This window comes from Massilia sp. Root133 (assembly GCF_001426525.1).
In the GTDB taxonomy this organism is placed as follows: domain Bacteria; phylum Pseudomonadota; class Gammaproteobacteria; order Burkholderiales; family Burkholderiaceae_D; genus Telluria; species Telluria orientalis.
The window spans coordinates 313,473-338,116 of sequence record NZ_LMEW01000033.1; the positions used below are offsets into that span (position 1 = coordinate 313,473).

The 24,644-nt window shown below is 60.3% G+C and carries 35 protein-coding genes and 1 tRNA gene; 19 read left to right on the forward strand and 17 right to left on the reverse strand.

Going from position 1 to position 24,644, the window contains the following annotated elements; translation table 11 throughout:
• The first annotated feature begins 2 nt into the window (after positions 1 to 2).
• Together ASD28_RS23830 and ASD28_RS23835 are read left to right on the forward strand one after the other, a co-directional pair.
• On the forward strand, positions 3 to 482 hold the full coding sequence (locus tag ASD28_RS23830) for a hypothetical protein (protein ID WP_056134352.1): 480 nt from the start codon (positions 3 to 5) through the stop codon (positions 480 to 482).
• 98 nt (positions 483 to 580) lie between these two features.
• On the forward strand, positions 581 to 880 hold the full coding sequence (locus ASD28_RS23835) for a hypothetical protein (protein ID WP_056134355.1): 300 nt from the start codon (positions 581 to 583) through the stop codon (positions 878 to 880).
• A 266-nt stretch (positions 881 to 1,146) separates the two neighbouring features.
• Here ASD28_RS23835 and ASD28_RS32030 read toward each other — a convergent pair whose 3' ends face one another.
• Entirely contained in the window at positions 1,147 to 1,692 is a 546-nt protein-coding gene (locus ASD28_RS32030) for a hypothetical protein (protein ID WP_156403976.1), read from the reverse strand.
• 413 nt (positions 1,693 to 2,105) lie between these two features.
• Between ASD28_RS32030 and ASD28_RS23840 the strand changes: the two genes are divergently transcribed.
• Positions 2,106 to 2,693 (forward strand): hypothetical protein, encoded by a 588-nt coding sequence (locus ASD28_RS23840; protein ID WP_056330208.1) that lies wholly within the window; start codon positions 2,106 to 2,108, stop codon positions 2,691 to 2,693.
• A 39-nt stretch (positions 2,694 to 2,732) separates the two neighbouring features.
• Here ASD28_RS23840 and ASD28_RS23845 read toward each other — a convergent pair whose 3' ends face one another.
• Positions 2,733 to 3,314 (reverse strand): recombinase family protein, encoded by a 582-nt coding sequence (locus ASD28_RS23845; protein WP_056134359.1) that lies wholly within the window; start codon positions 3,312 to 3,314, stop codon positions 2,733 to 2,735.
• A gap of 239 nt (positions 3,315 to 3,553) precedes the next feature.
• On the opposite strand from ASD28_RS23845, the gene ASD28_RS23850 reads away from it, so the two are divergent.
• From ASD28_RS23850 to ASD28_RS23860, 3 genes are all read left to right on the forward strand, one after another.
• Entirely contained in the window at positions 3,554 to 4,045 is a 492-nt protein-coding gene (locus tag ASD28_RS23850; protein ID WP_056134362.1) for a type VI secretion system tube protein Hcp, read from the forward strand.
• Positions 4,046 to 4,119: 74 nt separating this feature from the next.
• Entirely contained in the window at positions 4,120 to 4,398 is a 279-nt protein-coding gene (locus ASD28_RS33385) for a Rap1a/Tai family immunity protein (protein ID WP_373994867.1), read from the forward strand.
• Positions 4,391 to 4,870 carry a T6SS effector amidase Tae4 family protein gene (locus ASD28_RS23860; RefSeq protein ID WP_056134368.1) on the forward strand — a complete coding sequence of 160 codons (480 nt, stop codon included), beginning with the start codon at positions 4,391 to 4,393 and terminating at the stop codon, positions 4,868 to 4,870. Before ASD28_RS33385 ends, ASD28_RS23860 begins: the two co-directional genes overlap by 8 nt.
• Positions 4,871 to 5,045: 175 nt before the next feature.
• Here the strand turns inward: ASD28_RS23860 and ASD28_RS32035 are convergent, their stop codons facing one another.
• Entirely contained in the window at positions 5,046 to 5,237 is a 192-nt protein-coding gene (locus tag ASD28_RS32035; RefSeq protein ID WP_156403975.1) for a hypothetical protein, read from the reverse strand.
• A 147-nt stretch (positions 5,238 to 5,384) separates the two neighbouring features.
• Here ASD28_RS32035 and ASD28_RS31335 point away from each other — a divergent pair, with 147 nt between their 5' ends.
• The 6 genes from ASD28_RS31335 (at position 5,385) to ASD28_RS23890 (ending at position 7,470) form a co-directional block, all read left to right on the forward strand.
• Positions 5,385 to 5,546, forward strand: a complete 162-nt coding sequence (locus ASD28_RS31335; RefSeq protein WP_082577611.1) for an Arc family DNA-binding protein — start codon at positions 5,385 to 5,387, stop codon at positions 5,544 to 5,546.
• A 153-nt stretch (positions 5,547 to 5,699) separates the two neighbouring features.
• On the forward strand, positions 5,700 to 6,113 hold the full coding sequence (locus ASD28_RS23865; protein WP_156403974.1) for a hypothetical protein: 414 nt from the start codon (positions 5,700 to 5,702) through the stop codon (positions 6,111 to 6,113).
• A complete protein-coding gene (locus ASD28_RS23870) occupies positions 6,110 to 6,523 on the forward strand; it encodes a hypothetical protein (protein ID WP_056134373.1) in 414 nt (137 codons plus the stop codon). The genes ASD28_RS23865 and ASD28_RS23870 overlap by 4 nt, the downstream gene beginning before the upstream one ends.
• Positions 6,520 to 6,867, forward strand: coding sequence for a hypothetical protein (locus ASD28_RS23875; RefSeq protein WP_056134376.1), 348 nt, complete (start codon positions 6,520 to 6,522; stop codon positions 6,865 to 6,867). Before ASD28_RS23870 ends, ASD28_RS23875 begins: the two co-directional genes overlap by 4 nt.
• Entirely contained in the window at positions 6,864 to 7,070 is a 207-nt protein-coding gene (locus ASD28_RS23880) for a hypothetical protein (RefSeq protein WP_056134379.1), read from the forward strand. Before ASD28_RS23875 ends, ASD28_RS23880 begins: the two co-directional genes overlap by 4 nt.
• A gap of 178 nt (positions 7,071 to 7,248) precedes the next feature.
• Positions 7,249 to 7,470, forward strand: coding sequence for a hypothetical protein (locus ASD28_RS23890; RefSeq protein WP_056134386.1), 222 nt, complete (start codon positions 7,249 to 7,251; stop codon positions 7,468 to 7,470).
• Here ASD28_RS23890 and ASD28_RS32040 read toward each other — a convergent pair.
• On the reverse strand, positions 7,454 to 7,873 hold the full coding sequence (locus ASD28_RS32040) for a hypothetical protein (RefSeq protein WP_156403973.1): 420 nt from the start codon (positions 7,871 to 7,873) through the stop codon (positions 7,454 to 7,456). The genes ASD28_RS23890 and ASD28_RS32040 overlap by 17 nt on opposite strands.
• Between ASD28_RS32040 and ASD28_RS23900 the strand changes: the two genes are divergently transcribed.
• Positions 7,872 to 8,984: an AAA family ATPase gene (locus ASD28_RS23900; RefSeq protein WP_082577610.1), complete on the forward strand. Its 1,113-nt coding sequence runs from the start codon at positions 7,872 to 7,874 to the stop codon at positions 8,982 to 8,984. The genes ASD28_RS32040 and ASD28_RS23900 overlap by 2 nt on opposite strands.
• A 224-nt stretch (positions 8,985 to 9,208) precedes the next feature.
• Here ASD28_RS23900 and ASD28_RS23905 read toward each other — a convergent pair whose 3' ends face one another.
• The 8 genes from ASD28_RS23905 to petA form a co-directional block, all read right to left on the reverse strand.
• Entirely contained in the window at positions 9,209 to 9,739 is a 531-nt protein-coding gene (locus ASD28_RS23905; protein ID WP_056134393.1) for a hypothetical protein, read from the reverse strand.
• A gap of 473 nt (positions 9,740 to 10,212) precedes the next feature.
• A complete protein-coding gene (locus ASD28_RS23910) occupies positions 10,213 to 12,114 on the reverse strand; it encodes an ATP-binding protein (RefSeq protein WP_056134396.1) in 1,902 nt (633 codons plus the stop codon).
• 149 nt (positions 12,115 to 12,263) lie between these two features.
• Positions 12,264 to 12,339: transfer RNA gene (locus tag ASD28_RS23915), tRNA-Thr, on the reverse strand.
• Positions 12,340 to 12,360: 21 nt separating this feature from the next.
• Positions 12,361 to 12,834, reverse strand: coding sequence for a ClpXP protease specificity-enhancing factor (locus ASD28_RS23920; protein ID WP_056134398.1), 474 nt, complete (start codon positions 12,832 to 12,834; stop codon positions 12,361 to 12,363).
• Between the two features lie 90 nt (positions 12,835 to 12,924).
• Entirely contained in the window at positions 12,925 to 13,536 is a 612-nt protein-coding gene (locus ASD28_RS23925; RefSeq protein ID WP_036231132.1) for a glutathione S-transferase N-terminal domain-containing protein, read from the reverse strand.
• Between the two features lie 90 nt (positions 13,537 to 13,626).
• A complete protein-coding gene (locus tag ASD28_RS23930) occupies positions 13,627 to 14,388 on the reverse strand; it encodes a cytochrome c1 (protein WP_056134813.1) in 762 nt (253 codons plus the stop codon).
• Between the two features lie 29 nt (positions 14,389 to 14,417).
• Positions 14,418 to 15,833: a cytochrome bc complex cytochrome b subunit gene (locus ASD28_RS23935; protein WP_056134401.1), complete on the reverse strand. Its 1,416-nt coding sequence runs from the start codon at positions 15,831 to 15,833 to the stop codon at positions 14,418 to 14,420.
• A gap of 1 nt (position 15,834) precedes the next feature.
• Positions 15,835 to 16,449, reverse strand: coding sequence for a ubiquinol-cytochrome c reductase iron-sulfur subunit (petA, locus tag ASD28_RS23940; RefSeq protein ID WP_056134403.1), 615 nt, complete (start codon positions 16,447 to 16,449; stop codon positions 15,835 to 15,837).
• 265 nt (positions 16,450 to 16,714) lie between these two features.
• Between petA and mscL the strand changes: the two genes are divergently transcribed.
• From mscL to ASD28_RS23960, 4 genes are read left to right on the forward strand one after another with little or no spacing between them, the layout of a single operon-like run.
• Entirely contained in the window at positions 16,715 to 17,149 is a 435-nt protein-coding gene (gene mscL / locus ASD28_RS23945) for a large conductance mechanosensitive channel protein MscL (protein ID WP_056134406.1), read from the forward strand.
• A gap of 16 nt (positions 17,150 to 17,165) precedes the next feature.
• A complete protein-coding gene (locus tag ASD28_RS23950; protein WP_056134408.1) occupies positions 17,166 to 18,302 on the forward strand; it encodes a Do family serine endopeptidase in 1,137 nt (378 codons plus the stop codon).
• 26 nt (positions 18,303 to 18,328) lie between these two features.
• Complete coding sequence (locus tag ASD28_RS23955; protein WP_056134412.1) at positions 18,329 to 19,015, forward strand: DUF2461 domain-containing protein; 687 nt, start codon at positions 18,329 to 18,331, stop codon at positions 19,013 to 19,015.
• A gap of 12 nt (positions 19,016 to 19,027) precedes the next feature.
• Entirely contained in the window at positions 19,028 to 19,399 is a 372-nt protein-coding gene (locus tag ASD28_RS23960; RefSeq protein ID WP_056134415.1) for a cupin domain-containing protein, read from the forward strand.
• A 20-nt stretch (positions 19,400 to 19,419) separates the two neighbouring features.
• On the opposite strand, the gene ASD28_RS23965 is transcribed toward ASD28_RS23960, so the two are convergent.
• The 5 genes from ASD28_RS23965 to ASD28_RS23985 all read right to left on the reverse strand — a co-directional run bounded on the left by ASD28_RS23965 (position 19,420) and on the right by ASD28_RS23985 (position 22,323).
• Positions 19,420 to 20,448, reverse strand: coding sequence for an NAD(P)H-dependent glycerol-3-phosphate dehydrogenase (locus ASD28_RS23965; protein ID WP_056134418.1), 1,029 nt, complete (start codon positions 20,446 to 20,448; stop codon positions 19,420 to 19,422).
• Positions 20,449 to 20,465: 17 nt separating this feature from the next.
• Positions 20,466 to 20,921 carry an SH3 domain-containing protein gene (locus tag ASD28_RS23970; protein ID WP_056134421.1) on the reverse strand — a complete coding sequence of 152 codons (456 nt, stop codon included), beginning with the start codon at positions 20,919 to 20,921 and terminating at the stop codon, positions 20,466 to 20,468.
• Between the two features lie 101 nt (positions 20,922 to 21,022).
• Positions 21,023 to 21,496: a protein-export chaperone SecB gene (gene secB, locus ASD28_RS23975; RefSeq protein ID WP_056134424.1), complete on the reverse strand. Its 474-nt coding sequence runs from the start codon at positions 21,494 to 21,496 to the stop codon at positions 21,023 to 21,025.
• A 136-nt stretch (positions 21,497 to 21,632) separates the two neighbouring features.
• Positions 21,633 to 21,902 (reverse strand): glutaredoxin 3, encoded by a 270-nt coding sequence (gene grxC / locus ASD28_RS23980; RefSeq protein ID WP_056134427.1) that lies wholly within the window; start codon positions 21,900 to 21,902, stop codon positions 21,633 to 21,635.
• A 16-nt stretch (positions 21,903 to 21,918) separates the two neighbouring features.
• Positions 21,919 to 22,323, reverse strand: coding sequence for a rhodanese-like domain-containing protein (locus ASD28_RS23985; RefSeq protein ID WP_056134430.1), 405 nt, complete (start codon positions 22,321 to 22,323; stop codon positions 21,919 to 21,921).
• A gap of 88 nt (positions 22,324 to 22,411) precedes the next feature.
• Here ASD28_RS23985 and gpmA point away from each other — a divergent pair, with 88 nt between their 5' ends.
• Both gpmA and ASD28_RS23995 read left to right on the forward strand, forming a co-directional pair.
• Positions 22,412 to 23,158 carry a 2,3-diphosphoglycerate-dependent phosphoglycerate mutase gene (gene gpmA, locus ASD28_RS23990; RefSeq protein WP_056134431.1) on the forward strand — a complete coding sequence of 249 codons (747 nt, stop codon included), beginning with the start codon at positions 22,412 to 22,414 and terminating at the stop codon, positions 23,156 to 23,158.
• A gap of 69 nt (positions 23,159 to 23,227) precedes the next feature.
• Positions 23,228 to 24,640, forward strand: coding sequence for a murein hydrolase activator EnvC (locus tag ASD28_RS23995; protein ID WP_371771700.1), 1,413 nt, complete (start codon positions 23,228 to 23,230; stop codon positions 24,638 to 24,640).
• Positions 24,641 to 24,644 lie beyond the last annotated feature (4 nt).

Here is a 24,644-nt window from a genome sequence, read left to right on the forward strand (position 1 = left end):
CCATGGGACGAAAAACCGAACAGAAGGCCGGACCAACCGTCAGCGAAAAACTCGACGCCTTCGGGATTGATGCCGTGTGTGCGGCTATCCTGCATCCGAAAGCTATGCATGCGATCGCCGAGGAGATAGGGGTGTCGCAAGGATCGCTCGTGGCATGGATTGGCGCCGATCCTGAACGTTCCGCGCGTGCGCGCGAGGCAAGGGTACAAACCGCCCAGATGTGGGACGAGAAGGCGACGCTGACAATTGAGACGGCCAGCGATCAATTCGAGCTGTCCAGGGCGCGTGAGCTTGCGCAGCACTACCGTTGGCGAGCATCCAAGATCGCGCCGCGCGACTATGGCGACAAGGTAGCGATCGGCGGTGCTGCCGACCTGCCCCCGGTTCAGACCGCATCGACGCTTGATGTGGCCAGCCTGCCGACCGAGGTGCTGATCGCGATCATGAAGGCGAAAGATGCAGCTGAGAAGGGCAGCGCCTAGCCCATCAAGGTGGCCGATGAGCTCCTTGCCTCAGATCTGCAAATCGGTTGACCTGTTGTGTTACTGTGGCAACTTTCTAAATTGCCCGGAGTCGACTGATGCTGAAACCCGTCCTCATCTGCGCCGCCCTGGCCCTGTTGGCAGGGTGCGCAACTCCCCTCACCGATGCGGCCCAGAAGGTCCAGATCGTGACCGCCGCCCAGAAGGAAAAGTGCCAGGCCATCAAGCTGGTGACCTTCAACCAGCGGCTCGGCCCGGACAAGCCCGGCAACGCCATGAAGTCCGCCTTGAACGAAGCCGCGGCCGCCGGCGCCAATGCCTTCTATGTCGTGTCGACCTCGTCGGACTGGGCCGAGGGGGCCTCGATCGTCGGCGAGGCGCTGCGCTGCGGCGGATGAGCCTCCTACCTGCTGAACGTTCCAGAGCGCGGGCATTCGCAGAAAATAGAGCTCAGTCTGTTTATCTAAAATAGACAGATTTAGACGGTTAGAGGGGATTTTTTCTGAACGCTGATACGTCCAAGATGCCTATTGAAATCAAACGCTTATGTGTCAAAGTAGGAGGTTTTAGCCATCGATTTCCGAACGAATTTGAGCCCTGTTCAATAGAGAATTTCCTCCGGCATCGCGTGCACGCACGCGATGAATTAGGTGGAGCATGCGTTCTAACTAGGTAGAAAACCGCCTACTACGTCCCAAGCTTTTTGGCCTAGCTGAACGAGCTTGTCTGCCTTCAGTGCCAAGTCGGCAGCAGAGTTCACTCGCTTCCAGACAGACCCTAAGTTTGCTATTTCTGGAGCATCTGGATGGGCACTTATTTCTTCACGGACCTCGACAATTTCCCCTAGTGCTGTGCGAGCAGCTTGGCGAAGTGATCTCGCTCCGACTATTGGGTACTCAGCGAGCGCCTTTCGAATCAGATCAATGTGATGTTGGATGAGAGACTTAAGCCTTGGAGGGAGAGTGCTACCTTCCAGAGACTGCTCTAAATCCTGCACCTTGTTTTCTATTTCTGTTAGCTCCTCGGCGCTGATTAGGTCTTCTTCGTTATCGATTATCTCCCCGCAAAACGCCATTGCCACGAGAGTCTCAGCCGTTAGATGCTGGCGTACATTCGGCCACGAAGTATGCAGTGACATAGTGGAAAACGCCGCTTCAAGCTGGGCGATGGCTGACGCATATAGCTCTTCACTAAAGTTCTTGGCCGTCATCTGCGACCGAACTATGTCCAGTTCGCGATACATAGCCCCTAGCCGCTCAGAAACTACAAAGCTCCGTCTCTGCGGAGAGCGCTCTGGCACTTGGAACAACGAAGCCCAGACCTCCATAGTTTGGGTATTGTCGGGGTGAGAAGGGATAGCCTTGATCAGGCTGACTATCCGAGAGGCTGAATTGATGTTTTTTGGCATAGCGTCCTTACGCAAGTCTTATAGCGTTAACTTCGTGCTCAGTAGCATCTTATCGTTGCCATATCTTCTATGCAACTTATTCAAATGGCAATATTTTCTGATCGAAGTGCATGTATCGAACTATCGATGAGGCATCGAAAGGCTCCAGGTTGCCTTCTTAACGAGACCTTCCCCATAGCTCTATACTGTTGTGTTACTGAAAGTGGGAGAACAGCATGGATATTGGTACCGGCATTTTTCTAGGCATGGCATTGCTAGGCATCATCACGCTGTACATTGCGACCCGCGACCGTTGGAAGTGGCGCAAGATAGTTGTACGCAGCAGCGCTGGTTGCTGCTTGTTCCTGCTGATCGTCTGGGGAGGGGTTGCTGCGACGGCGGCCTACCAGAATCGCCTCGTGCCGATACACGGATACCAAGGTCTTCAAGTGACTGATTCGAAGGCAGATGTGCGTTTCAAGAAGGGTGAGCCAACTGCCGTTAGTGAGCCGATTTGGGCCTATGCGGCAGACGATAAAACGTGGGACACCGTCATTGTGTTCAAAGGTGAAGTTATCCGAGCAATATTCTACGAGGGTACTTGCACTTACTGTAACGCGCTTAACGGAATAAGTATTGGCACCAGCTATGAGGCGGTAATCGAAAAACTAGGCCAACCGACTATGACTTCTGCCTCTAAGGACGGGTTGTACCGGCTTTTGTCCTTCAAAGACACGCATATGGTGTTGCGTATGGCGCGCGGCCAAGTGGACGCCGTTGGGATCTACAATCCCCGCGTCGGTCCGCCCGAGTACACTCGGTGATATGAGCCAACGTGCTGTGAATAGCTGAAAACGCGCAAGCTAAATCGATTCTGGAGCAGACTTCACAATGCCGAGGATACTGGCGCGCGAGACAGAAAACCGACGTGCAAGTTCGCTTACGGTGATTCCAGCCGCGTAGTCAGCGGCGATCAAGCGGCGCTGCTCGTCGGTCGTCTTAGAAGGGCGGCCCAACGTCTTGCCCTCTGCCTTCGCCCGTGCCAAACCAGCTTGAGTACGTTCGACCAGTAAATCGCGCTCCATCTCGGCAACCGCTGCAAGCATGGTCAGCATCAGCTTGCCGGCTGCGCTGGTCAGGTCGAGCTTGCCGAGTTGGAGAACAATGACCTCGATGCGGCGCGCGGCCAGCATCTTGATCGTCGCGCCGACATCCTGAGCATCACGGCCGAGACGGTCCAGCTTGGTCACCACCAGGGTTTCGCCGTCGCGGATCTGTCCGAGCATCTTGGCGAACTGCGGGCGCTGCAAGGCAGATACCTTACCCGACACGCCCTCATCCCTAAACCAGTAATCGACCTGATAGCCGGCGGCCTCGATCTCGCGGCGCTGGTTCTCGGTAGTTTGTTCGGTGGTGCTAACTCGGCCGTATGCAAAGGTCGCCATCCTGCTCTCCGTTGTTCAATGTGTTAGAAAACGGTGTCAGAATATACTTATGTGTTGGAAAGTACAACCTCTATATTTCTAACACATCAGATCGTTGATCTGTGTTGATGTTAGAAATCGTTCGTTTTCTAACGCTTCGGCTCGTCCATTGATTTATCGCCCTTGATCAGTTGATAACGCCCAAGTTTCAATAAATGCAACATAGCCACAATGCCTTACAACCAACACGGAGGCATCAAATGGCATCGGACTATTACCTGCAACTGGACGGCATCAAGGGCGAGTCGGCCGATTCGCGTCATTCCGCATGGATCGAATGCACTTCAATCAGCTGGAACATCCATCAACCCAAGAGTGCTACAGCATCGACCGCTGGCGGACACACTGCAGAACGCGCCGAACTCAGCGAGATCACCATTCACAAGCTGGTTGACTTAGCATCGCCAGTCCTCGCACAAACCTGCGCGTGCGGCAAAACGATCCCAAAGGCTAAGCTGGAAATGATGCGCGCTGACGGCAACGGCGAGCCGGTCAAGTATTTCGAGGTGGAGCTTGAGAACGTTCTGATTGCCCACATCGCCCCGTCATTCGACGGCGGCGACGTGCCGGGCGAGAGCCTGGGTCTCAAGTTCTCCAAGGTGAAATGGCGGTACACCCAGCAGAAGATCGGCGGCGGCACCAGCGGCAATACGGCCGGCGGGTGGGATCTGGCATCCAATAGGATCGCGTGATGCGTGCGCTAGTCCTTCTTGCAATCGCGGTGCCGGCTTACGCGGGGCCGGCAGGGACCCATCCCTTCCCTTGGATGAGTGGGGCGCGACTGCTTCACCAGCTCGACCAACCGGCCAGCCAAGCGGAAGCGGCTGAGGCGGTGGCATACCTGCAGGGCGTCATGGATGCGACTGCCGATCGGCAATGGTGCTACAGCATCACCAAGCCGGGAACCGATTTGGTACAACCGGCGTTGACGGACAAGCTGCGCTCGCTCACGCCGGCGCAGGCCAGGCAGAGCGCAGGTGTACTGGCGGTCCAAGCTTGGGCTGAAAGATGGCCTTGCCCGGCTAAGGGGTGCTGTCATGGGTAAGCCACCCTATGCCGTCTTGCGGAGCAAGTACATTGATCGGCACTCGGTCCACGCCGAAGACCTGTATCGTTGGATCGGCTACCCGCCGGAGTATGCGAACGATCCGCGCTATGCCAACACCTGCGCGATTCGGATGAGTCTCGCGCTAGTTCGGTGCGGCATCCCAATATCTCCCGGGCGGATGCGCGTCCTGGCTGGCGAATGCAAAGGAAAGATGATCGAGCCGGGCCAGCGCAATTTGTCGAACATCCTGGCCCGGCTCTGGGGCGCGCCCGAGAAGTTCAACGGCGGTCCGGAGGCACAGAAGGCGATCGGTAAGCGACATGGCGTGATCAGCTTCTATCATCTGTGGGGCGGAACTGATCGACAAGGTCACATCGACATGGTCGCTCCCTATGGCGTTGATATGCTGGCGTGCGAGGAGGACTGCTACTGGTCATCGACCGAGGTATGGTTTTGGCCGCTGAAGTAGCAACATGAGGCCCACACTGCCGCATCCGCGAACTAGCGTGCAAGACGACGATACGTTTAAACAGCCTGCACAAAAAATCGGCAGGGTTACCAGTTTTTTCCGGAGGAGGATTGGGCTTGTACTGGCCCGTGTCGGGCCCTTCTTGCCGGCTACTTTCTTGATCCGCTCGACCTGCTCAGGTCGATGTGTCGCGCAGCTTGGCGGCGACGATCTCGGCGATTTCCTCGGCCAAAGTCTTTACTTCGGTTCCTGGAATGACAGGAGCAAGGCCGGTTGCCCCTTCCAAAATTGCAATGATTTCCGCGTGGAGACTATGCCCACGCCCTTTGGCTTGAGCGGTAAGGCGATCCCGCAATGCATCGGACATGCGCAGGGGGTACGGAGTGACAGGAGGCGGACGCGTCATGCCAAGGAGCATATGAGTCTTTTTTGGCTCACGCAATGAGTCATTTATTGACTCGGTAGTCAAAGTGAGTCACTATTTGACTCATCCCCAAAACTTCCGGTGAGAACAATGGCGACTACCCCCATGCCGACTCCTGTGCGTCTGCCCCCTGAGCTTAAAGAATGGGTCAAGGCGTATGCCAAAGAAAATCACCGCAGTGTGAGCGCGGAAATCGTGAACATGGTGGCGCGCGCCAAGGAACAAACCGAAAGGCAAGCAGCGATGGCTTGATGACAGATCCAGAAAGACGAAAGGGCCAGCCTGCCAGCTGACCCTTCGGATTTCTTTGCAACCGTGCCCGGCGGAACCGGGAAGTTGCTGCAGTCCCGAAGGTGGAGCTTCGGACTGCGGTGTGGACAAGTGCGTCTTTTTGAGGAGCTACACATGCACCAAACGAAGGTTAACACAAACATTGGCGACATGCCATCGCATGAGGCAAAAAAAGCCTCAACTTCTCCAAGCTCTGTTTCAATGCAAACGACTCGTCCCGAGCCGTACCATCAGTATGACAACTGGTTGGTGCCTCAGGCGGAGAACAATCCCGATGGATTGTTTGCATCGCAGGTATTGGACATCAGCCGTGGTGCCGGGGTTATTGTCAGGATCTTGGCCGCCCACCTGCTGGACCTGAATGTTATCGCCAGCGGTGGTGGCGATTCGACACATACCCTATTGAGCGAAAACGACACGGAAGCTCTGGCGCGATTGGCCGCGTTTTCGTTGAGCCAGTTGCATGAAATGGCGACGGACCACGTCGACCGCCTCAATTCGAGGGCTGAAGCGGAGGTACGGGTATGAGCGCCAACAACCCGCACTTCGGCCACGTCGACGACGCCGCCTACAAGATCCCCGACCTTATCAAGCAACTGGGCGACGTGAGCTTCAGCGTCCAACTCGATCAAGACCGCATCGACATGGTCGACGCCATTGCGCAGCACGCGCACAACGTGCAAGAGCTGCTGCTCGACGGCCTTCAGTCGATCGGCCATTTGATGTCGCTGGCTGGTTGCGGCGATTTCGAGGTAGAGAGCCTTCACGTCACGCAGTTGGGAGTACTGGTCAAGCACTTGGCGAACGAAGCGAACTTCCTGCGGGCGACCCACGGAGACATGCGGCACATCCTCAGCGAGCAGGCGGCCCTCAAAGATAGCAAAGATGCAGTGCGCCGCCGTGCGCCAAATAAAAACGCAGCGGAGGGCCGAGCATGAGAGATACCAATGTGACCGCGCCGGTCGAAAATCCGGTGCCAGTCTTTCAGCCTTTCGAGTGGGTGTACCGCGCCTACCAGAATGGCCCTTACGACCTGATCTCCAACACTCGTGACTTGGCCGGCGGGGCCTGTGTGATTTTGGAGATGATCGAGGAGTCGGATATGGATGTCGATAACGGCGATGCGCCGATGTTCAACGACTATCACAAAGGACGTCTGTTCCGCATGGCGGTGGCTGCACTGCGCACGATCGAATTGCAAACGGCTGCCCACCTCGAAAAGATGCAGAGGGACGGCGAGAAGAAGTTTGAGCAGGGTGCTGGAAAGGATCAGGTGCCATGACCCAGCACGAACGCTTCGCGGCCATGTTCGCCGCAATCGATGACGACGGCAGGCGCTTCATTTTGTACATGATGGAAGGCGAGTACGAGCGTGCGCAGAAAGAGCGGCGTCCTGTCCTGCGCCTGATCCAAGGCGGCCCACCTGTCGCAACGTCCAGCAAGGCTCGCGCCGCGGCGCGCACCAAAAAGAAGGAGCCGGCATGAGCATGCTTTCCACTGTTCCCGCTACGGCGGGAATCGACCGCATCGCCGGTATCGACGTCGACCAGCTGCTCCGCGACCTTGATGAGGCTAGCGTCTGCACAAGCCCAATTGAGTTGTTCAGGCTGTGCCTGAGCGCACAGCGCGTGCTTGTCCAGGTTGCCCCAAGTGGAGGTGCACGATGAGCCGCAATCAATTTCGGCGCCGCGATGACGTACGGGCGACCGGCCCGCTGCTGTGGGACACGGCCGAAGAGCTGCGCGTAACCGATGCCGACTACGCTGCGATGGTGAAGCGCTACGAGGATGCCGGCGATGTCCAGAACGCGGACATCATCCGTCGACAGTGGCAGGTTGCGCGCGCAACTTCCGATTGCAAGAGCGAGGTCAATCATGCGTTCTGATGCTCTCCTGGCCCGCTTGGATCTCGTGCGCAAGACTGGTAACGGTCGCTGGGTATGCCGATGCCCAGCTCACGACGACAGGGGCCCGAGCCTGTCCGTTCGTGAGCTGGACGATGGACGCGTGCTGCTTCATTGCTTCGCCGGCTGCGACGTACAGAGCATTTTGGATGCGGTCGGCCTGGCTTTCGAGGATCTGTTCCCCGAGCGGATTGGCGGGGATGTCGTAAAGCGAGAGCGTCGACCCTTCAATGCTGTTGACGTTTTGCGCTGCCTGTCCTTTGAAGCTTTGATCCTTTGCCAGTACGCGACCACCATGGCAAAGGGGGATGCGCTGACGATGGACGCAAGAGAACGGCTGCTTACCGCTGCCAAGCGACTCCAGCACGGAGCGGAGGTGACTCATGCGTGACGGCTGGGATAGCGTCTTGCGTGGGGCTGCGGCGCTGGACGGATTGCCGGATCGCGAACGAGTCGTGAAGATTCGCCGCGGCGCCGACATCAAGCCGCAGCCCATCACGTGGCTGTGGCCCGGCTGGCTCCCGGCAGGTAAGTTGACCGTTCTGGCCGGTGCCGCCGGCACGGGTAAAACCACTCTGGCTCTAGCGCTCGCAGCTGTCATCACTGGCGGCGGGCGCTGGCCAGACGGCGCGGCCAATAGGATGCTGGGTAACGCCCTGATCTGGTCTAGCGAAGACGTCGCCGACGATACTTTGGTTCCGCGGCTGCTTGCGTCTGGAGCCAATCTCGAGCGTTGCTACTTCATTGAGGGCATTGCCCAGGATGGTCAGAGCATGCCGTTTGACCCGTCGCAGGACATCTTGGAGCTGCACCGCGCGGCTCAAGCGATAGGCGGCGTCAGTCTGCTGCTGATTGATCCGATCGTGTCCGCCGTGGCCGGCGACATGCATCGGGCAAATGACGTTCGCCGAAGCTTGCAAGCCGTCGTGGACTTCGCAGACGCGCACGGCTGCGCCGTCATTGGAATCACGCATTTTGCGAAGGGCGGCGCCGGACGCGCGCCACAGGACCGGGTCATTGGTTCGCAGGCGTTCGGCGCGCTCGCGCGCATGGTCCTCGTGGCGGCCAAAGAAGAGGGCGGCGGTCGGCGCGTTCTGGCGCGGGCAAAGTCGAACATTGCCTTGGACGATGGCGGCGTCGCGTATTCGATCGAGGCAGTCACCTTGGACAGCGGGATCGAGACGACGCACGCCGTTTGGGAGGGGACTATTGAAGGGACCGCACGCGAGATCCTCGGATCGGTCGAGTATGTCGAGGATGACGCCAGCGGGGAGCAGCAAGATGCCGAGCAGTTCCTCCATGACCTTCTGATCGACGGGCCTGTGCCGACCAAGCAGATTAAAGCCGATGCACTGGGGGCTGGCTACTCCTGGCGGACAATCGAGAGGGCCAAGCGTGATCTGGGCATTGAGGCGATCAAGGCCGGCATGAAGGTTGGATGGGAGTGGCATCTACCGAAGACCGCCAAAAATGCCGAAGACCGCCACGTAAATTAAGTGGCGGTCTTCGGGAAAAGTGGCGGCCTTCGTGGCGGTGTTCGACCGATTTCGGGCACCATATCCTAACGTTAGGAATGATCCAAACCATGCCTGCCGGGCAGCCGGGCAGGCATATCTTTATGACGAGGCAGTCGCCGTTGGGCTGACAGTGTGCGGTCACGGTCAGTGGCCGAGGTTCGAGGCTAGGGGGCCGCCGTCCCGTGCACCATCGCGAAGACAGCCTAATCTTTTTTGACCAGGTTGAGTTTCGGGGCAGTGCGTTCATCGAAATCATCCTGGGCAAGGCGGGCACCTTCATCCATTAATTCTTTCGGCGCGATAATTAGGTCAACTTCAGATGAGTTGACATAAACATACTCGCCATCGCTATCAATAAAGTTGGGGAAGGGAAAAATCTTCGGATCAAGCTCAAGCTGACTGAAGAAATTATGAATGGACTCGGCTGAGTCAGTGTCAGCGTCAACCGGCTCGTCCCGTCCACGCAGGTATATTGCTACGGGTTCGTCGCGCGACTCTTGATTGCGTGACGCAAATGGACCGTCCCAGAGGAAGCGGACGGCCTGGACTGCTTTTAGATTAATAATGACGGATCTGTAGTCGCCTGTATCGCACCAGAAAAAGCTTGGGCTCTCTATCTCATCGGCATCGTCAAGTATGTTCGACAGACGGTCGTAATCGGCCTTGTCGACTATGAAGTGAAACGGCTGCTTGCGCCCTCGGATGAAAACGAGCAGCGAGTATATTTTTGCCATCGCTCCAATGTATTCCCTTGCTATCCTCGCTCGGGAGACTTTTCGCAAGTTCGGCTGGAGCAATCGGCTAGGCGATGCTCCAGCGGCAACGCTGGGCGACCGGCTTAGGTGAAGTTTTCATCTTGTTGCGATCGAAACGCAAAAACTTGGCGATCCGTGCCGTTTCCGGCCCCGAAAGGGTCTTCGTTTTGGCAGTATGTGCCCCATGTTCATTCCGGAGCCGAACCCATGTCACGGTCAGTCGACACACACATACCGACCACCGCCCAACGCACGCTGGCCTTTGTGCCACTAGATCTTGAGCAGCGCACCCATGTGGATACATCGTGCGCCGCGTATCACCTCGGCCGCAAGGCTCAGACGATGCGGGTGTGGGCGTCGACGGAGAAGGGACCAATCCGACCAGTGCGGATCAATGGGAGGTTGAGCTGGCCGGTGGCTGACATACGCCGGCTCCTTACGAACAGCTCGTCTTAATTTATGGTCGAGCGATCGTTACCTTCAATTGCCCGATACGCCTGCTGGGGATCATTCGGCTCGTCCGGCCTCGTCATTGCCAACCTCCCATCCCGCATCAAAGGTCGCAAATAGTTCTGCCGCACGACCTCAGGGTTGCGTTGCAACACCAGTGCCAACTCGTCGACCCGCCAAGCCCTCAGGCGGCACAACGCCACCACCAAGTCTTGCGTCTCCTGCGGCGGGTGGCGGCGGCCAATGCTCCCCAAGCGAGCCGCTAGGGAGCCGGGCAGGCCGTCCAATAAGGACGTGCGCGCGGCTTCGTTCTCTGCATTAGCAGGGTTACTAGATAAGCTTTCGAGGTTGCTAGATAAGGCCGGGAGGTTACTAGATAAGGGCTGGGGGCTGCCAGATAAGATACCTAGGCCCAAGCGCTCAGCCGCTACATAGTAAGTGGCCGAGCCTCGACCTTTTTGCACCAGTAGCCCGGCGTCACGCAGACGGCGCAGGGCGGTGCTGGCAGTTAGCGTGTCCACTTTGGTCAGAGCACGGAAGTTAGCATTGTCAATGGCTCCGGCTTCGCGCACTACGATCAGGGCCTTGGCCTCGTCACTGCTGAGCTGTGCATCCTTGAACTGCGCTAGCCAAGCTACGTCATCCGCCCCTAGGAAGTGGTGGAAAAAGTACCGAGCCACGAACTGGTCATGTCCGCGGTCAGACTCAAACAGTGGCGGGGTCAGGCCCGCTTGCTCCATGGTTTCGCGCATCACACGGATGCCGCTGCCTTTCGTCTCGGCAAAGCGAGTTTCATGCAACACGCCAGCAATGCGGGGGTTACGAGGCTCGCTGCCGGGCTCGCCTAAGTGTTCGGGAGATTTGAGCGAGAAGCCAGGATTACGGATCTCCAGACGGTTGGCGTAGCGAATGATCTGTACCGGGCTATGGCTACGATAACTGCGGTGCATCAAGGCGTTGACTAGGGCTTCGCGTATCACTCGCTGGGGGATCACCGGCTTGTCATGGCGTTGCAGGCCGCCCTCCTTGAGGTCAAAAGCTTTGGGCAGATCGTCCAGCACGGCCGCTTGGGCGCGCCGAATGAGGCGGAACATCGAATCACGAAGCTCAATGGTGTCGAAGCGGCGCTCAGGGTCTGGCACCCATTCACGACCGGGCACACGGATGTAATCCACCCGTGTCATAGGGAAGCATCGGCGTAATGCTTGGGGCTTGCCAAACATCATGATGCCCGCCACGGTGAGCCGCCAGATGGGCGGGTTGGTCTGGGTGTCTGGGGTGATACAACCCAACGCGCGCAATAGTTCTTCGTCGCTCCAGCGCAGCTCTTCGGCATCAGGGTTTGCGTCAGCACGAGATTGGCGGTAATCGGCCAAAGCTTCAGGAGATAAGTCTTCCAGCGTGGTGCCGGACACCAAGCCCGCATCAAAGCTTTCGCGCTGGCGGCCCTGGTAGAAGACGGCCATGTCGTCTTCGGTGCAGCGCTGATCGGTACTGCCGATGCGGCGGAAGGCTGCACGCGGCAATCCCTGCGCCTTAAAAAATATCGGCTTGTCCTGTGGTTGCGCCTCAGGAACAAAGACTACGATGACGTTCTTACCCTGCACGTTCTCGGTAGAGATATCCACTCGCAAAGGAATATTGAAAACGTCACGGCATTGGTTGGCGATATCCGACGAAATCTTTTCCGGGTTCGTGATGCCTTCGACTTCATACGCAGGGAAAAGCGCCAGCTCTTCACGCACGACACCGAGTGCAAGCCATCCACCACCCATGCCGGGCTCGTTAGCGAACGCGCAGACGGTCTCAAGAATGGATTTGCCAGCTTCAGAAGCACGCTTAGCCTCGATGCGCTCTTGTTCATCGAGAAGATTCAGGCTTTCAAGCAGTTCTATAGCAGTCACGCGTTTTTCTCCAAGCAACCATCAATGTGACACAACCTAGCAAGTCTACCGCTTTTCTGAACTCGGCCGTAAAACCTACATGGTGCCTACACGAACCCCAGAAAGCAAAAAGCCCAACCGTGTAGGCTGGGCTAAGTGCTTGATTCTATTGGTGCCGGCTGCAGGACTCGAACCCGCCACCTGATGATTACAAATCAACTGCTCTACCTGATGAGCTAAGCCGGCAATGTGGCCAGAATTATACCCTTATTTGATCCGGGTCAACGTGGGGCGTCCACCTTTTTTGGGTGGTTCGTCATCGTCGTCGGGTACATGCGACACCTCGGACGTCTTGGCCGGGACGGCAGCCAGGCCGGGAGCCGGGGCGGCTACCGGTTCCGGTGCGGGCGGGGGCAGGTCGGCGGCCGTCGTCGACACGTCGAAGGCCATGCCCTGGCCGTTTTCGTTGGCGTAGATGGCCAGTACGTTGTGGACCGGGATGTACAGCTCGCGCGAGACGCCGTTGAAGCGCGCACGGAAGGTGATCGCGTCGTTGTCCATTTTCAGCCCGGAGGTCGCGCCGTAGCTGATGTTCAGGATGATCTCACCCTTTTTCACGTATTCCATCGGAACCGTGGTGGTGGCGTCGACCTTGACGGCCAGGTAAGGCGTGTAGCCGCTGTCCGTACACCATTCGTAAATGGCACGCAGCAGGTACGGCTTGGTGGAGATGTCGGGCATGGTGTGATCGGAATGATGCGAGATGTTACACGCCAGTGTACTTCGATTCGCCTGCGGCGGCGTAAACTGGCGTGCAACGGAGGTGGCGCTTTAACGGCGCATCACCTTTTCGGACGGGGTCAGGGCTTCGATGTAGGCCGGACGCGAGAAGATGCGCTCGGCATACTTCATCAGCGGTGCCGCGGTCTTCGACAGTTCGATGCCGTAGTGATCCAGGCGCCACAGCAGCGGCGCGATGGCCACGTCCAGCATCGAGAACTCGTCGCCCAGCATGTACTTGTTCTTCAGGAACAGCGGAGCCAGCGTCGTCAGGCGGTCGCGGATTTCGGCGCGCGCCTTGTCGTGGCTCTTGTCGCCCACCTTGTTGCGCTCGTTTTCGAGCGTGTTGACGTGGACGAACAATTCCTTCTCGAAGTTGAACAGCATCAGGCGGGCACGGGCGCGCATGAGCGGGTCGGCCGGCATCAGCTGCGGATGCGGAAAGCGCTCGTCGATGTATTCGTTGATGATGTTCGATTCGTACAGAATCAGTTCGCGCTCGACCAGGATCGGCACCTGGCCGTACGGATTCATCGTCGAGATGTCCTCGGGCTTGTTGAACAAATCCACGTCGCGCACCTCGAAGTCCATGCCCTTTTCGAACAGGACCAGACGGCAGCGCTGGGAGAACGGGCACGTGGTGCCGGAGTAGAGAACCATCATGGTTTATAGTTCCTTCAAGAAACAAAGGGGTGAAGCGCCAGGCGGCTCACCCCGAATAGACATTGCCCGCATTATAACCGGGCAATCAACTCACTTTACGTCTTTCCAATAAGAAGCATTCAACGACCAGGCAAGGAAAGCGAATAATGCGAGGAAAATCACGACGATCGCGCCCAGGCGCTTGCGAAAATCGCGCGCCGGTTCTGCCATCCAGTCCATGAATCCGACCAGGTCGGCCACCTGCGTATCGAATTCCTGCTGACTCAGGGTGCCCGGGGTCACCTGCTCGAAGCCGGCGAAGCGGTGCACGGTCTTGCCCGGCTCGTGCGGATCCGGTTCCTCGACCATCTTGACCGTGCGCACACCCTGCAATTGCCACAGCACGTGCGGCATGGCGACGTTCGGCACGACCAGGTTGTTCCAGCCGGTCGGACGGGCGTCGTCCTTGTAGAAAGTGCGCAGGTACGTGTAGATGTAGTCGGGGCCGGACCCAGCGCTCGAGGCGCGCGCGCGCGTGATCACCGACAGGTCCGGCGGCACGGCGCCGAACCAGGATTTCGCATCCGCGGGACGCATCGCAATCGTCATCAGGTCGCCCACCTTCTCGCCCGAGAACAGCAAGTTGTTCTTGATCTGGTCTTCGCTCAAACCCAGATCGCGCAGACGATTGTAGCGCATCGACGATGCGGAATGGCAGTTCAGGCAGTAGTTGACGAACAGCTTGGCGCCGTTTTGCAGCGACGCCATGTCGGTGCGTTCCGGCGCCCGGTCGAGCGCGACCGTCCCTTCGTTCGCGAACACGAATCCCGGCAGCAGGGCCAGGACCGCGAGCAGTTTTTTCGAGAAAAACATCATGGTTGTCCTTTGGCTAGTTTCCGGAATCAATGCGGGGTGAACGTGACACGCTTCGGTACCGGCTTGAACCGGCCCATTGCGCTCCACCACGGCATCAGGAGGAAGAAGCTAAAGTACAGCAGCGTGCAGGCCTGGGCGAGCAGCGTGTAGGCCGGGGTCGGCAGCTGGGTGCCGAGGTAGCCGAGCGTCAGGAACGCGACGAAGAACACGGCGTACACGTATTTGTGCCAGCCCGGGCGGTAGCGGATCGATTTCACCGGCGAATGGTCCAGCCACGGCAGCAGGGCCAGGATCACGACGGCCGAGCCGAACAGCACGACACCCCAGAATTTCGCATCCAGCACTTGCGGCAGCATGCCGATCTCGGCCAGGATGGCGACGACGGTGATCGCGACCTTGGTCTTGTACGACAGGCGCGAACGCAGCCAGATGAACACGACGTACGCGGCAATGCCGGCCATCACGACCCACATGAAGTCGGACGTCGTCGCGCGCAGCACCGAGTAGAACGGCGTGAAGTACCAGGTCGGCGCAATGTGCGGCGGAGTCTTGAGCGAGTCGGCGGGCAGGAAGTTGTTGTATTCCAGGAAGTAGCCGCCCATCTCAGGCGCGAAGAACACGACGGCGCTGTAGATCAGCAGGAAGGCCGACACGCCGAACAGGTCCTTCGTCGTGTAGTACGGGTGCGAGGGGATCGTGTCGACGCCGTGGCCGTCCGGGCCCAGGTTTTCCTTGACCTCGATGCCGTCCGGATTGTTCGAACCCACTTCGTGCAGCGCGATCAGGTGGGCGGCGACGAGGCCCAGCAGCACCAGCGGGATCGCGATCACGTGGAAGGCGAAGAAGCGGTTCAGCGTGGCGTCCGACACGACGTAGTCGCCGCGGATCCACAGCGACAGGTCCGGGCCGATGAACGGGATGGCGCTGAACAGGTTGACGATCACCTGGGCGCCCCAGTACGACATCTGGCCCCACGGCAGCAGGTAGCCGAAGAACGCCTCGGCCATCAGGCACAGGAAGATCGCGAAGCCGAACAGCCAGATCAGCTCGCGCGGCTTGCGGTACGAGCCGTACAGCAGGCCGCGGGTCATGTGCAGGTAGACGACGATGAAGAAGGCCGATGCGCCGGTCGAGTGCATGTAGCGCACGAGCCAGCCCCACGGGACTTCGCGCATGATGTATTCGACGGAACCGAACGCGAGGTTGGCGTCCGGCTTGTAGTGCATGGTCAGGAAGATGCCGGTGACGATCTGCAGCACGAGCACCAGCATGGCCAGCGAGCCGAACAGGTACCAGATGTTGAAGTTCTTCGGGGCATAGTAGCGGCCCCACTGGTCGTTCCACAGCTTGGACAGCGGGAAGCGGTCGTCGACCCAGGCGAGGGCCTTGTGGCTTTTCGGCGCGTCGGCCGGGAGTTTGGTGTCCTTGAACGCTGCGCCCATCTTATGCCTCGCCTTTCTCGTCTTTGCCGATCAAGATCTTGTTGTCGGACAGGTACATGTACGGAGGAACATCGAGGTTGGCAGGGGCCGGCTTGTTCTTGAAGACGCGGCCCGACAGGTCGAATGTGGAACCGTGGCAGGGGCAGAGGAAGCCGCCGTGCCAGTCGTCCGGCAGGTTCGGCTGGGGACCTTCGGTAAAGCGGGCGGAGGGCGAGCAGCCCAGGTGGGAGCAGATGCCGACGACGACGAGCACTTCCTTGTGCTTGTCGTAGGCGCGGAATTCGTTCTTCGCGTATGCCGGCACCGGCATTTGATAGGGTTTATCGGAATTCGGATCGGCAACGAGGTTGTCGTTCTTCGGCAAACTGGCCAACATTTCGGGAGTGCGGCGGAGGATCCACACGGGCTTGCCGCGCCATTCCACGACTTTCAGTTCACCCGGTTTAACATCGGAAATATCCGCTTCGACCGGAGCACCGGCCGCCTTCGCTCGTTCCGAGGGCTGCAACGTACTGACCAGCACCCCGGCCGTTGAAACACCGACAACGCCACCCGCCGCGCATGTAGCCACGAGCAAGCCTCGCCGGCCTGAATCGACCTGCTTCTCATTACTCATACCAACTCCATTCGTCAAATGCGAAATGTTGCAATGCAATACGTTGCAAACCAGTAAAAGGCTTTTTTGCAACAGTCGATTATAGGTGAACAGTTTTGCAAATTAAAGAAAAAACGTTTGCCGTGTCAGGCGGCATCCCAAAACGCCCGTTTTTGACTTGGACCGCTTGACCACATGGATATCTCCCTGGATTGGATTGCCCCACGTTTCCTGTATCATCGCTGTGAACCTGACAAGGTTTTAAAAAACACAAGGGAGGTCCGTGATGGCTATGCTGGAAGAGTTCAAGAAATTTGCGATGAAGGGTAACGTCGTCGACCTGGCGGTCGGCGTGATCATCGGCGGTGCGTTCGGACGCATCGTCGATTCGCTCGTGCAGGACGTCATCATGCCCCCGATCGGCAAGCTGTTCGGCGGCCTCGATTTCGCCAGCTACTACATCCCGCTCAACGGCCAGGCGTACGGCCTGCCGCTGGCCGAGGCCAAGAAGGCCGGCGCCGTGCTCGCCTACGGTAATTTCTTCACGATCCTGCTGAACTTCGTGATCCTGGCCTTCGTCATCTTCCAGATGGTGCGCCTGATGAACCGCATGCGTGCGCCGTTCACCAAAGCGGAAGAAGAGAAAGAGGCGGCCGCGGCGGTAGCAGTATCGGAAGAGGTCGTGCTGCTCCGTGAAATCCGCGATTCGCTGAAACGCTGAACACAGGAGTTCCCCGATGCGCCGCTACTGGCTGCTGTTCGCGCAAACCGTCACGATCGCCCTCGGCATCTATATCGTGATCGCGGCGCTGCGGCCGGCGTGGACGGGGCGCGCGCCGACCCAGGTCGGCGGGGTGGTGCCCGTGCTGCAGGCGCCCGGCGGCGGTCCGGCGCCGGCCAGCTACCGCGACGCGGCCGGCCGCGCGATGCCGGCCGTCGTCAACATTCTCACCAGCAAGGCGTTGCGCGAAACGCATCCGCTGCTGAAGGATCCATTTTTCAAACGGTTTTTCGGCGACAAGATGCCGCCGCAGGAACAGATGGCCAGCCTGGGCTCCGGCGTGATCGTCAGCGGCAACGGCTATATCCTGACCAATTACCACGTGGTGGAAGGCGCCGACGAGATCGAGGTCGGCCTGGCCGACGGGCGCAAGGCGGCCGCCAGCATCGTCGGGACCGATCCGGAAACAGACCTCGCCGTCATCCGCATCAAAGCGGATAAATTGCCCGTGATCGTGCTGGGCGACCCCGAGCAGGCGCGCGTGGGCGACGTCGTGCTCGCGATCGGCAATCCGTTCGGCGTGGGCCAGACCGTTACCCTCGGCATCATCTCGGCGCTGGGCCGCAACAACCTGCACATCAACCACTTCGAGAACTTCATACAGACGGATGCCGCCATCAACTTCGGCAACTCGGGCGGCGCGCTCGTCGATACGCGCGGCAACCTGCTGGGCATCAACTCGGCCATTTATTCGCAGACGGGCGGTTCGGTCGGCATCGGCTTCGCGATTCCCGTGTCGACGGCGAAGACCGTGCTCGATTCCATCATCAAGCATGGCCAGGTCGTGCGTGGCTGGATCGGCGTCGAATCGCAGGACATCACGCCCGAACTGGCCGACAGCTTCGGCCTCCCGCGCGACCGCGGCGCCATCATCGCCGGCGTCGTGCGCGGCGGACCGGCCGACCGCGCCGGCATGCGCCCGGGCGATATCCTGCTGGCCGTGGAAGGCAAGAAAGTCGGCAGCACCAATGACATGATGAACCTCATCGCCGACCTGCCGCCCGGCGGCAAGGCGCAGATGACGGTCATGCGCAAGAACCGCGAGACGACCATCGCCGTGACCGTCGGCCGCCGTCCGCGCCAGACGCCCTGAATATTTGGACTCATTTTGGACCCCTTATGCACCTGCGCGACCTGACGCAATTCCTTACCGAACTCAAAGAGAACAACACCCGGCCGTGGTTCATCATGAACAAGCCCCGCTACGACATCCTGCGGGTCGAATTCCTGGAAGTGCTGACGGAACTGATCAAGGAGATCGGCCGGTTCGACAAGCAGGTCGTCGCCTGCGACCCGAAAAAGGCGATGTTCCGCTTCCAGCGCGATACGCGCTTTTCGCACGACAAGACGCCGTACAAAACGCATTTCTCGGCCGGCATCGCGCCCGGCAACAAGCGCCGGCCCAGCGAAGGCGGCGGTCCAACCTATTACTTCCACATTGAAGCGGACGGCACGCTGCTGTACGGTGCGGGCGAATACCTGCCGCCGGCGGCGCGCCTGAAGGCGATTCGCGAGCACGTCGTCAACGATGCGACAGGTTTCGCCAAAATGTTGAAGAATAAACATCTGCGCGAAGCGTATGGCGACCTGCAGCCGGAAGACAAGCTGCAACGCCCGCCGAAGGGATTCGATCCGAACCATCCGCTGGTCGAATACCTGAAGCTGAAGAGCTATTTCGTCTGGAAGGAAGAGAAGCTGGACATCAACGCCCCGGACAAGCTCGTGCCGCAGCTCGCGCAGGGGTTCAAGGACGCCACCGCGCTTGTCACCTGGCTGCGCGGGGTGCCGCAGACATTCGAAGAGTAAAGGGAGTCACACATGGCGTTGCACCACGCAGTCTCGGGTGAGCGGATCGCACTCCAGCGGGGCGAAGACGACATCGCGAATTTCACCTCGATCGCACTGATCAAGACGGATCGCATGGAATTGATCCGGCTCGTGATACCGAAGGAAAAACCGCTGCCGGAACATTGGGTCGAAGGCGAGATGACCTTGCTGTGCCTGGAAGGCGAGATCGCGTTCCAGGCCCACGGCCGCACGACGATCCTGCGCCCGAACGAGATGGTTTATCTCGCCGGCGGCGAACCGCATGCGGTCCACGCCAACCAGGATGCGGTCGCGTTGCTGACCATCCTGCTGCATCCGGGCGATAACGCGGGCGGGCCGACGCGGAGCACGCCGGCACCGTAGTCCTGCGCAATAAGCCAGGATCAGGCCAGTTCGTCGCGCGGATCCCGCGCCAGCAGCCTGGCCACCATGTCGCTGGCGGAATCGCCATCGAACAGCACGCCGGCCACCGCATTGGTGATCGGCATGTCGACGCCCAGCCTGGCCGCCAGCTCGCGCACGGCCTTGGCGCAGGGCACGCCTTCTGCCACGTGGCCGAGTTCCCGGACGATCGTGTCGAGCGGCTTGCCCTGGGCCAGTGCCAGGCCCACGCGGCGGTTGCGCGACAGGTCGCCCGTGCACGTCAGGATCAGGTCGCCCATCCCCGTCAGGCCCATGAAGGTGGCTGCATGGCCGCCCAGCGCCGTGCCGAGGCGGGTGATTTCCGCGAGGCCGCGCGTGATCAGCGCGGCGCGCGCATTCAGGCCCAGGCCGAGGCCGTCGGCCGTGCCGGTGGCGATGGCGAGGATGTTCTTGACGGCGCCGCCCACTTCCACGCCAACCATGTCATCGCAGGAATACACGCGCATATTGCCGCCATGGACGAGTGCAACGACGCGCTCGCGCAATGCCTTGTCGGTCGAGGCGACCGTCAGCGCGCACGGCAGGCCGCGCGCCACTTCCTGCGCGAACGACGGGCCGGACAGCGCGGCGGCCGGCACGGCATCGCCCAGCACGGCGCGCACGACCTGGTGCGGCAGCAGGCCGGTTTCGTATTCGAAGCCCTTGCACAGCCAGACGATGTTCGGAATCGCGCGGCCCTTCAGTTGCTGCAGCAGCGGGCGCAGGCCGGCCACCGGGCAGGCGGCGATCAGCAGCGGCGCCTCGCCGGCGCCATGCGCGACATGCGCGACGGCGGCATCGAAATCGGCCGTGACGTCCAGGCCGTCCGGGAACGGGAAGCCGGGCAGGTATTCGGTGTTTTCGCGCGCGCTGGCGGCTTGCGTCATCTGCGCGGGATTGCGTCCCCACAGCAGGACGTCGTGGCGCGCGGCGAGCGCGATCGCCACCGCCGTGCCCCAGGCGCCGGCACCGAGGACGGTGATCTTTTGGGGTGGTTTCGGTTCGTGCATGGGTATCGATAGACGGGCTAGATGCCCCAGATGTCGGACGCCTTGACGTAGCCGCTGGTGCCGTCGCGGTGGCGCACGCGCACCCAGTTGCCGGCTTCCGGATCGACGAGCTCGAGCAGGACGTTCTTTTCGGCCGTCATCACGACGGGCGCATTCTCGTCGGGCGCCGAGCGCACCTTGGCGGACGCGACGCGCACGATGACGTTGCGCTTGGCCGACAGGTTCTTTGCTTCGGTCCAGGCCATGTCGCCGGTGGCGTCTCTGACCTTGACCCAGTCGCCGTAGCTGAGTACGACCTCGACCGGCATGCCGCTGGGCGCGACGTACAGCTTGCCGCTGCGGGTGGACGGGGCGTCGTACAGGATCACGGCATGCGCGCCGACCGTCTTGAAATCGAACGCGGCGGCCGCGCACGATGCCAGCAGCAGCAGGCTGCCTGCAATGAGTCGGTGGCGGAAGCGGATGGGGCGCATGTGGGCCTTTGAAGACGGTGCATGCCGGGCGTCGGCGTGCGCGTCAAAGAAACAAGGCGTCCGGCCCCGCCCGGGACGGGCGAAGCGGGACGCCCGGGATATTACTGGTTACCAGCCGGCGTGCCTGCTGCGGCAGCCTGCTCGGCCAGCGCCTGGCGGCGCTGCTGGTAGAACACTTCGAAGTTGATCTCGGCCAGGTGGACCGGCGGGAAACCGGCACGGGTGATCACGTCGGCGATGTTCGCACGCAGGTACGGATAGATGATGTTCGGGCAACCGATGCCCAGCAGCGGATCCATCTGCTCGGCCGGGATGTTACGGGCTTCGAAGATACCTGCCTGCTTGCCTTCGGCCAGGAAGGCCACTTTGTCCTTGACCTTGGCGGTCACGGTGATGGTGACGGTCGATTCGTAGATGCCATCGGCAATGCCTTCGGCGCCGACGTCCAGCGCGACCTCGATGGTCGGGGCTTCCTGCTCCAGGAAGATCGCCGGGGAATTCGGTTGTTCCAGCGACAGATCCTTCAGGTAAATACGCTGGATTTGGAATACGGGTTGCAGGTTTTCGTCAGCCATGGAACGCTTTCGTGTAATTTTTAAAAAGAATGGCAACATCCTGCCATTCGAGGTGCTTGACTTGTCAAGGCGCCGGCAATTGTATCAAAACCAATTCGGTTTCAATAGTTAGCCGGGGCCCTGCCAAGCCCACGGCTCAGGCTGCGCTGCCGTTCAGCAGCGGATCCAGGCGTCCTGCCTGGTCGAGCGCGTACAGGTCGTCGAAGCCGCCCACGTGGGTATCGCCCACGTAGATCTGCGGCACCGTACGGCGCCCCGTGCGTTGCATCATGATGGCGCGCTGTTCCGGATCAAGGTCGACACGGATGCGTTCGATGTTGGTCACGCCCTTGGCTTCCAGCAGGCGCTCGGCACGCACGCAGTAGGGACAGCTGGCGGTGTGATAGAGGACAACATGGGCTGTCATGGCAATTCCTTTCAAATTATTTGATCAGGGGCAGGCCGGCAGCCGTCCAGGCCGCGATACCGCCTTCCAGGCCATAGATATCTTCGAATCCTGCCGCTTTCAACAGGCGCGCCGCTTTACCGGCGTGTTTGCCGTCCTGGTCGACGACAACGATGGTCTTGACTTTCGACTTGTCCAGCTCGCCAGTGCGATTGCCCAAGTCTGCCAGCGGAATGTGTTTCGCGTCGCGCAGGTGCCCAGCGGCAAATGCCTCGGCGCTGCGGACATCGATCACGGCGGTGGATTTACCCCGGTTGATCATCTGGGTAGCCTGCAGCGGCGAGGCCACGCGGCCACGCGGGGCGAGCGACAACCACAGCAGGGCGCCCCCCGACAGAAGAGCGATCGCGACAGTGATGAAATGGTCGATGATGAATTTCACGAAGTTTCCGTTGGTTGAACTGAATCATCGCATTATAAAATAGAAGTCGGATCGGTATTTCCTGCTCACTTTTTTCTATAAAGCACCTATGTACAAAATCGTATTCATGCGCCACGGCGAGTCCACCTGGAACCTCGAGAACCGTTTCACCGGCTGGACCGATGTCGACCTGACCGAAAAAGGAGTCAATGAAGCCAAGCTGGCCGGCCGCCTGCTGAAGGAAGCCGGCTTCACCTTCGACCTGGCCTACACCTCGGTCCTGAAACGTGCGATCCGCACCCTGTGGCTGGCCATGGACGAGATGGACATGATGTGGCTGCCGGTCAAGAACGACTGGCGCCTGAACGAGCGTCACTACGGCGCGCTGCAGGGCCTGGACAAGGGCGAGACCGCCGCCAAGTTCGGCGACGAGCAGGTGCTCGTATGGCGCCGCAGCTACGACACCCCGCCGCCGGCACTGGAAGCCGACGATCCGCGCACGTCCTTCAACGACCCGCGCTACGCCGGCCTCGACAAGGCCCAGATCCCGCTGACCGAATGCCTGAAGGACACCGTCGCCCGCGTGATGCCGGCCTGGGACGAAGAAATCGCCCCGGCCATCCGCGCCGGCAAGCAGATCCTGATCTCGGCCCACGGCAACAGCCTGCGCGCCGTCATCAAGATGCTGGACAACATCAGCGACACGGACATCGTCGGCCTGAACATCCCGAACGGCACCCCGCTCGTGTATGAACTGGACGCGGACCTGAAGCCGATCCGCCACTACTACCTGGGCGACCAGGCAGCGATCGCGGCCGCCATGGCCGCCGTGGCCAACCAAGGAAAGGCGAAGTAAGTCTTGCGTTTTTCCTTTGTGAAGTCGACGTCCGCGGGCCTGTCCGCCCGCGGCAAGCTGGTATGCGGCCTGCTGGCCTGCGCGTTCGCCTTCGGCAGCGTGCAGGCGGCGCCGCGCCAGACCACGCGCAGCAAGGAGAAGGCCGCCGCCGAGGCGGCGCGCGCCGGTATCCAGCAAAAGCTCAATGCGCTCAAGAAGGACATCAGCCGCACCGAGAGCGAAAAGGAAGACGCGGCCGACGAGTTGGCGGAATCGGAAGAAAAGATTTCCGACGCCAACCGCTCGCTGCGCGAACTCGCGGACGAGCAGGCCGAGACCAATACCAGGCTGAAGGATCTCGCGACCGAAGAGGCGAGACTTGGCGACACCATCGCGGCCCAGAAGCGCCAGCTGGCGAAGCTGTTGCGCGAGCACTATATCGCCGGCAACGAGGACCGCATCAAGCTGCTGCTGTCCGGCGATAACCCGAACCGGATCAACCGCGACCTGCAGATGATGGCCTACGTCTCGCAGGCGCAAGCGAAATTACTGAACTCCCTGCGCACGAACCTGGCGGCCGTCGAAGCGAACCACGCCGAGACGCAGAACGCCAGGGACGAGCTGGAAGAAATTGCACAAGAGCAGACGTCGCAAAAGACGCTGCTCGAAAAGGAAAAGGCCAAACGGGCCGCCTTGCTGGCGAACCTGTCGAGCAAGCTGACGGACCAGCGCAAGCAGGCGAGCCGCCTGGAACAGGACGAACAGCGCATGAGCGGCCTCGTCGACCGCCTGACGCGCCTGATCCGCGAACAGGAAATTGCCGCCGCGGCCGAGCGCAAGCGCCAGCAGGAACTGGCCGCCGCGCGCGCGAAAGCGGCCGCCGAGGCGAAACAACGTGCGCTGGCGCGGGCCAGGGCGCAGCGTGAAGAACGCGAACGCCTGGCGCGCGAAGCCGCGAAGGAAGCGGCCAAGACCGGCAAGCCCGTCAAACCGTTGCCGCCGCCGAAACCCGAACCGGAAGAGACGCGGGTGGCCGAGGAACCGGCACCGAAACCGGAAGCACCGCAGCGTTCGGCCGATACGGCACTGGCCGCCGACCTGCCGAGCGGCGCATTCGAAAGCCTGCGCGGCCGCCTGCCGGCGCCGATCTCCGGCAAGATCGCGGCCCGTTTCGGCGCCAAGCGCGGCGACGGTCCGACGTGGCGCGGCATGTTCATCAAGGCCCCGGAAGGGACCGACGTGCGCGCCATCGCGGCGGGGCGTGTCGTGTTCGCCAACTGGATGCGCGGCTACGGCAACCTGATCATCATCAACCACGGCGGCGAGTACCTGTCGATCTACGGCAACAACCAGACCTTGGTGAAACAGGCCGGCGACGCGGTCAAGCCGGGCGACGTCATCGCCAGTGCCGGCAATACCGGCGGTAACGAGGAATCGGGGCTATACTTCGAGCTCAGGCATCTCGGAAAAGCGTTCGATCCTTCGAGCTGGATCAGGTTCTAATTTC

Bases quoted from the DNA above. Each gene is read 5' to 3' on its own strand.
- ASD28_RS23830 (WP_056134352.1), top strand. From the start codon at position 3: ATGGGACGAAAAACCGAACAGAAGGCCGGACCAACCGTCAGCGAAAAA.
- ASD28_RS23835 (WP_056134355.1), top strand. From the start codon at position 581: ATGCTGAAACCCGTCCTCATCTGCGCCGCCCTGGCCCTGTTGGCAGGG.
- ASD28_RS32030 (WP_156403976.1), bottom strand. From the start codon at position 1,692: ATGACGGCCAAGAACTTTAGTGAAGAGCTATATGCGTCAGCCATCGCC.
- ASD28_RS23840 (WP_056330208.1), top strand. From the start codon at position 2,106: ATGGATATTGGTACCGGCATTTTTCTAGGCATGGCATTGCTAGGCATC.
- ASD28_RS23845 (WP_056134359.1), bottom strand. From the start codon at position 3,314: ATGGCGACCTTTGCATACGGCCGAGTTAGCACCACCGAACAAACTACC.
- ASD28_RS23850 (WP_056134362.1), top strand. From the start codon at position 3,554: ATGGCATCGGACTATTACCTGCAACTGGACGGCATCAAGGGCGAGTCG.
- ASD28_RS33385 (WP_373994867.1), top strand. From the start codon at position 4,120: ATGAGTGGGGCGCGACTGCTTCACCAGCTCGACCAACCGGCCAGCCAA.
- ASD28_RS23860 (WP_056134368.1), top strand. From the start codon at position 4,391: ATGGGTAAGCCACCCTATGCCGTCTTGCGGAGCAAGTACATTGATCGG.
- ASD28_RS32035 (WP_156403975.1), bottom strand. From the start codon at position 5,237: ATGTCCGATGCATTGCGGGATCGCCTTACCGCTCAAGCCAAAGGGCGT.
- ASD28_RS31335 (WP_082577611.1), top strand. From the start codon at position 5,385: ATGGCGACTACCCCCATGCCGACTCCTGTGCGTCTGCCCCCTGAGCTT.
- ASD28_RS23865 (WP_156403974.1), top strand. From the start codon at position 5,700: ATGCACCAAACGAAGGTTAACACAAACATTGGCGACATGCCATCGCAT.
- ASD28_RS23870 (WP_056134373.1), top strand. From the start codon at position 6,110: ATGAGCGCCAACAACCCGCACTTCGGCCACGTCGACGACGCCGCCTAC.
- ASD28_RS23875 (WP_056134376.1), top strand. From the start codon at position 6,520: ATGAGAGATACCAATGTGACCGCGCCGGTCGAAAATCCGGTGCCAGTC.
- ASD28_RS23880 (WP_056134379.1), top strand. From the start codon at position 6,864: ATGACCCAGCACGAACGCTTCGCGGCCATGTTCGCCGCAATCGATGAC.
- ASD28_RS23890 (WP_056134386.1), top strand. From the start codon at position 7,249: ATGAGCCGCAATCAATTTCGGCGCCGCGATGACGTACGGGCGACCGGC.
- ASD28_RS23900 (WP_082577610.1), top strand. From the start codon at position 7,872: ATGCGTGACGGCTGGGATAGCGTCTTGCGTGGGGCTGCGGCGCTGGAC.
- ASD28_RS32040 (WP_156403973.1), bottom strand. From the start codon at position 7,873: ATGAGTCACCTCCGCTCCGTGCTGGAGTCGCTTGGCAGCGGTAAGCAG.
- ASD28_RS23905 (WP_056134393.1), bottom strand. From the start codon at position 9,739: ATGGCAAAAATATACTCGCTGCTCGTTTTCATCCGAGGGCGCAAGCAG.
- ASD28_RS23920 (WP_056134398.1), bottom strand. From the start codon at position 12,834: ATGCCCGACATCTCCACCAAGCCGTACCTGCTGCGTGCCATTTACGAA.
- ASD28_RS23925 (WP_036231132.1), bottom strand. From the start codon at position 13,536: ATGATGGTTCTCTACTCCGGCACCACGTGCCCGTTCTCCCAGCGCTGC.
- ASD28_RS23930 (WP_056134813.1), bottom strand. From the start codon at position 14,388: ATGTTTTTCTCGAAAAAACTGCTCGCGGTCCTGGCCCTGCTGCCGGGA.
- ASD28_RS23935 (WP_056134401.1), bottom strand. From the start codon at position 15,833: ATGGGCGCAGCGTTCAAGGACACCAAACTCCCGGCCGACGCGCCGAAA.
- petA (WP_056134403.1), bottom strand. From the start codon at position 16,449: ATGAGTAATGAGAAGCAGGTCGATTCAGGCCGGCGAGGCTTGCTCGTG.
- mscL (WP_056134406.1), top strand. From the start codon at position 16,715: ATGGCTATGCTGGAAGAGTTCAAGAAATTTGCGATGAAGGGTAACGTC.
- ASD28_RS23950 (WP_056134408.1), top strand. From the start codon at position 17,166: ATGCGCCGCTACTGGCTGCTGTTCGCGCAAACCGTCACGATCGCCCTC.
- ASD28_RS23955 (WP_056134412.1), top strand. From the start codon at position 18,329: ATGCACCTGCGCGACCTGACGCAATTCCTTACCGAACTCAAAGAGAAC.
- ASD28_RS23960 (WP_056134415.1), top strand. From the start codon at position 19,028: ATGGCGTTGCACCACGCAGTCTCGGGTGAGCGGATCGCACTCCAGCGG.
- ASD28_RS23965 (WP_056134418.1), bottom strand. From the start codon at position 20,448: ATGCACGAACCGAAACCACCCCAAAAGATCACCGTCCTCGGTGCCGGC.
- ASD28_RS23970 (WP_056134421.1), bottom strand. From the start codon at position 20,921: ATGCGCCCCATCCGCTTCCGCCACCGACTCATTGCAGGCAGCCTGCTG.
- secB (WP_056134424.1), bottom strand. From the start codon at position 21,496: ATGGCTGACGAAAACCTGCAACCCGTATTCCAAATCCAGCGTATTTAC.
- grxC (WP_056134427.1), bottom strand. From the start codon at position 21,902: ATGACAGCCCATGTTGTCCTCTATCACACCGCCAGCTGTCCCTACTGC.
- gpmA (WP_056134431.1), top strand. From the start codon at position 22,412: ATGTACAAAATCGTATTCATGCGCCACGGCGAGTCCACCTGGAACCTC.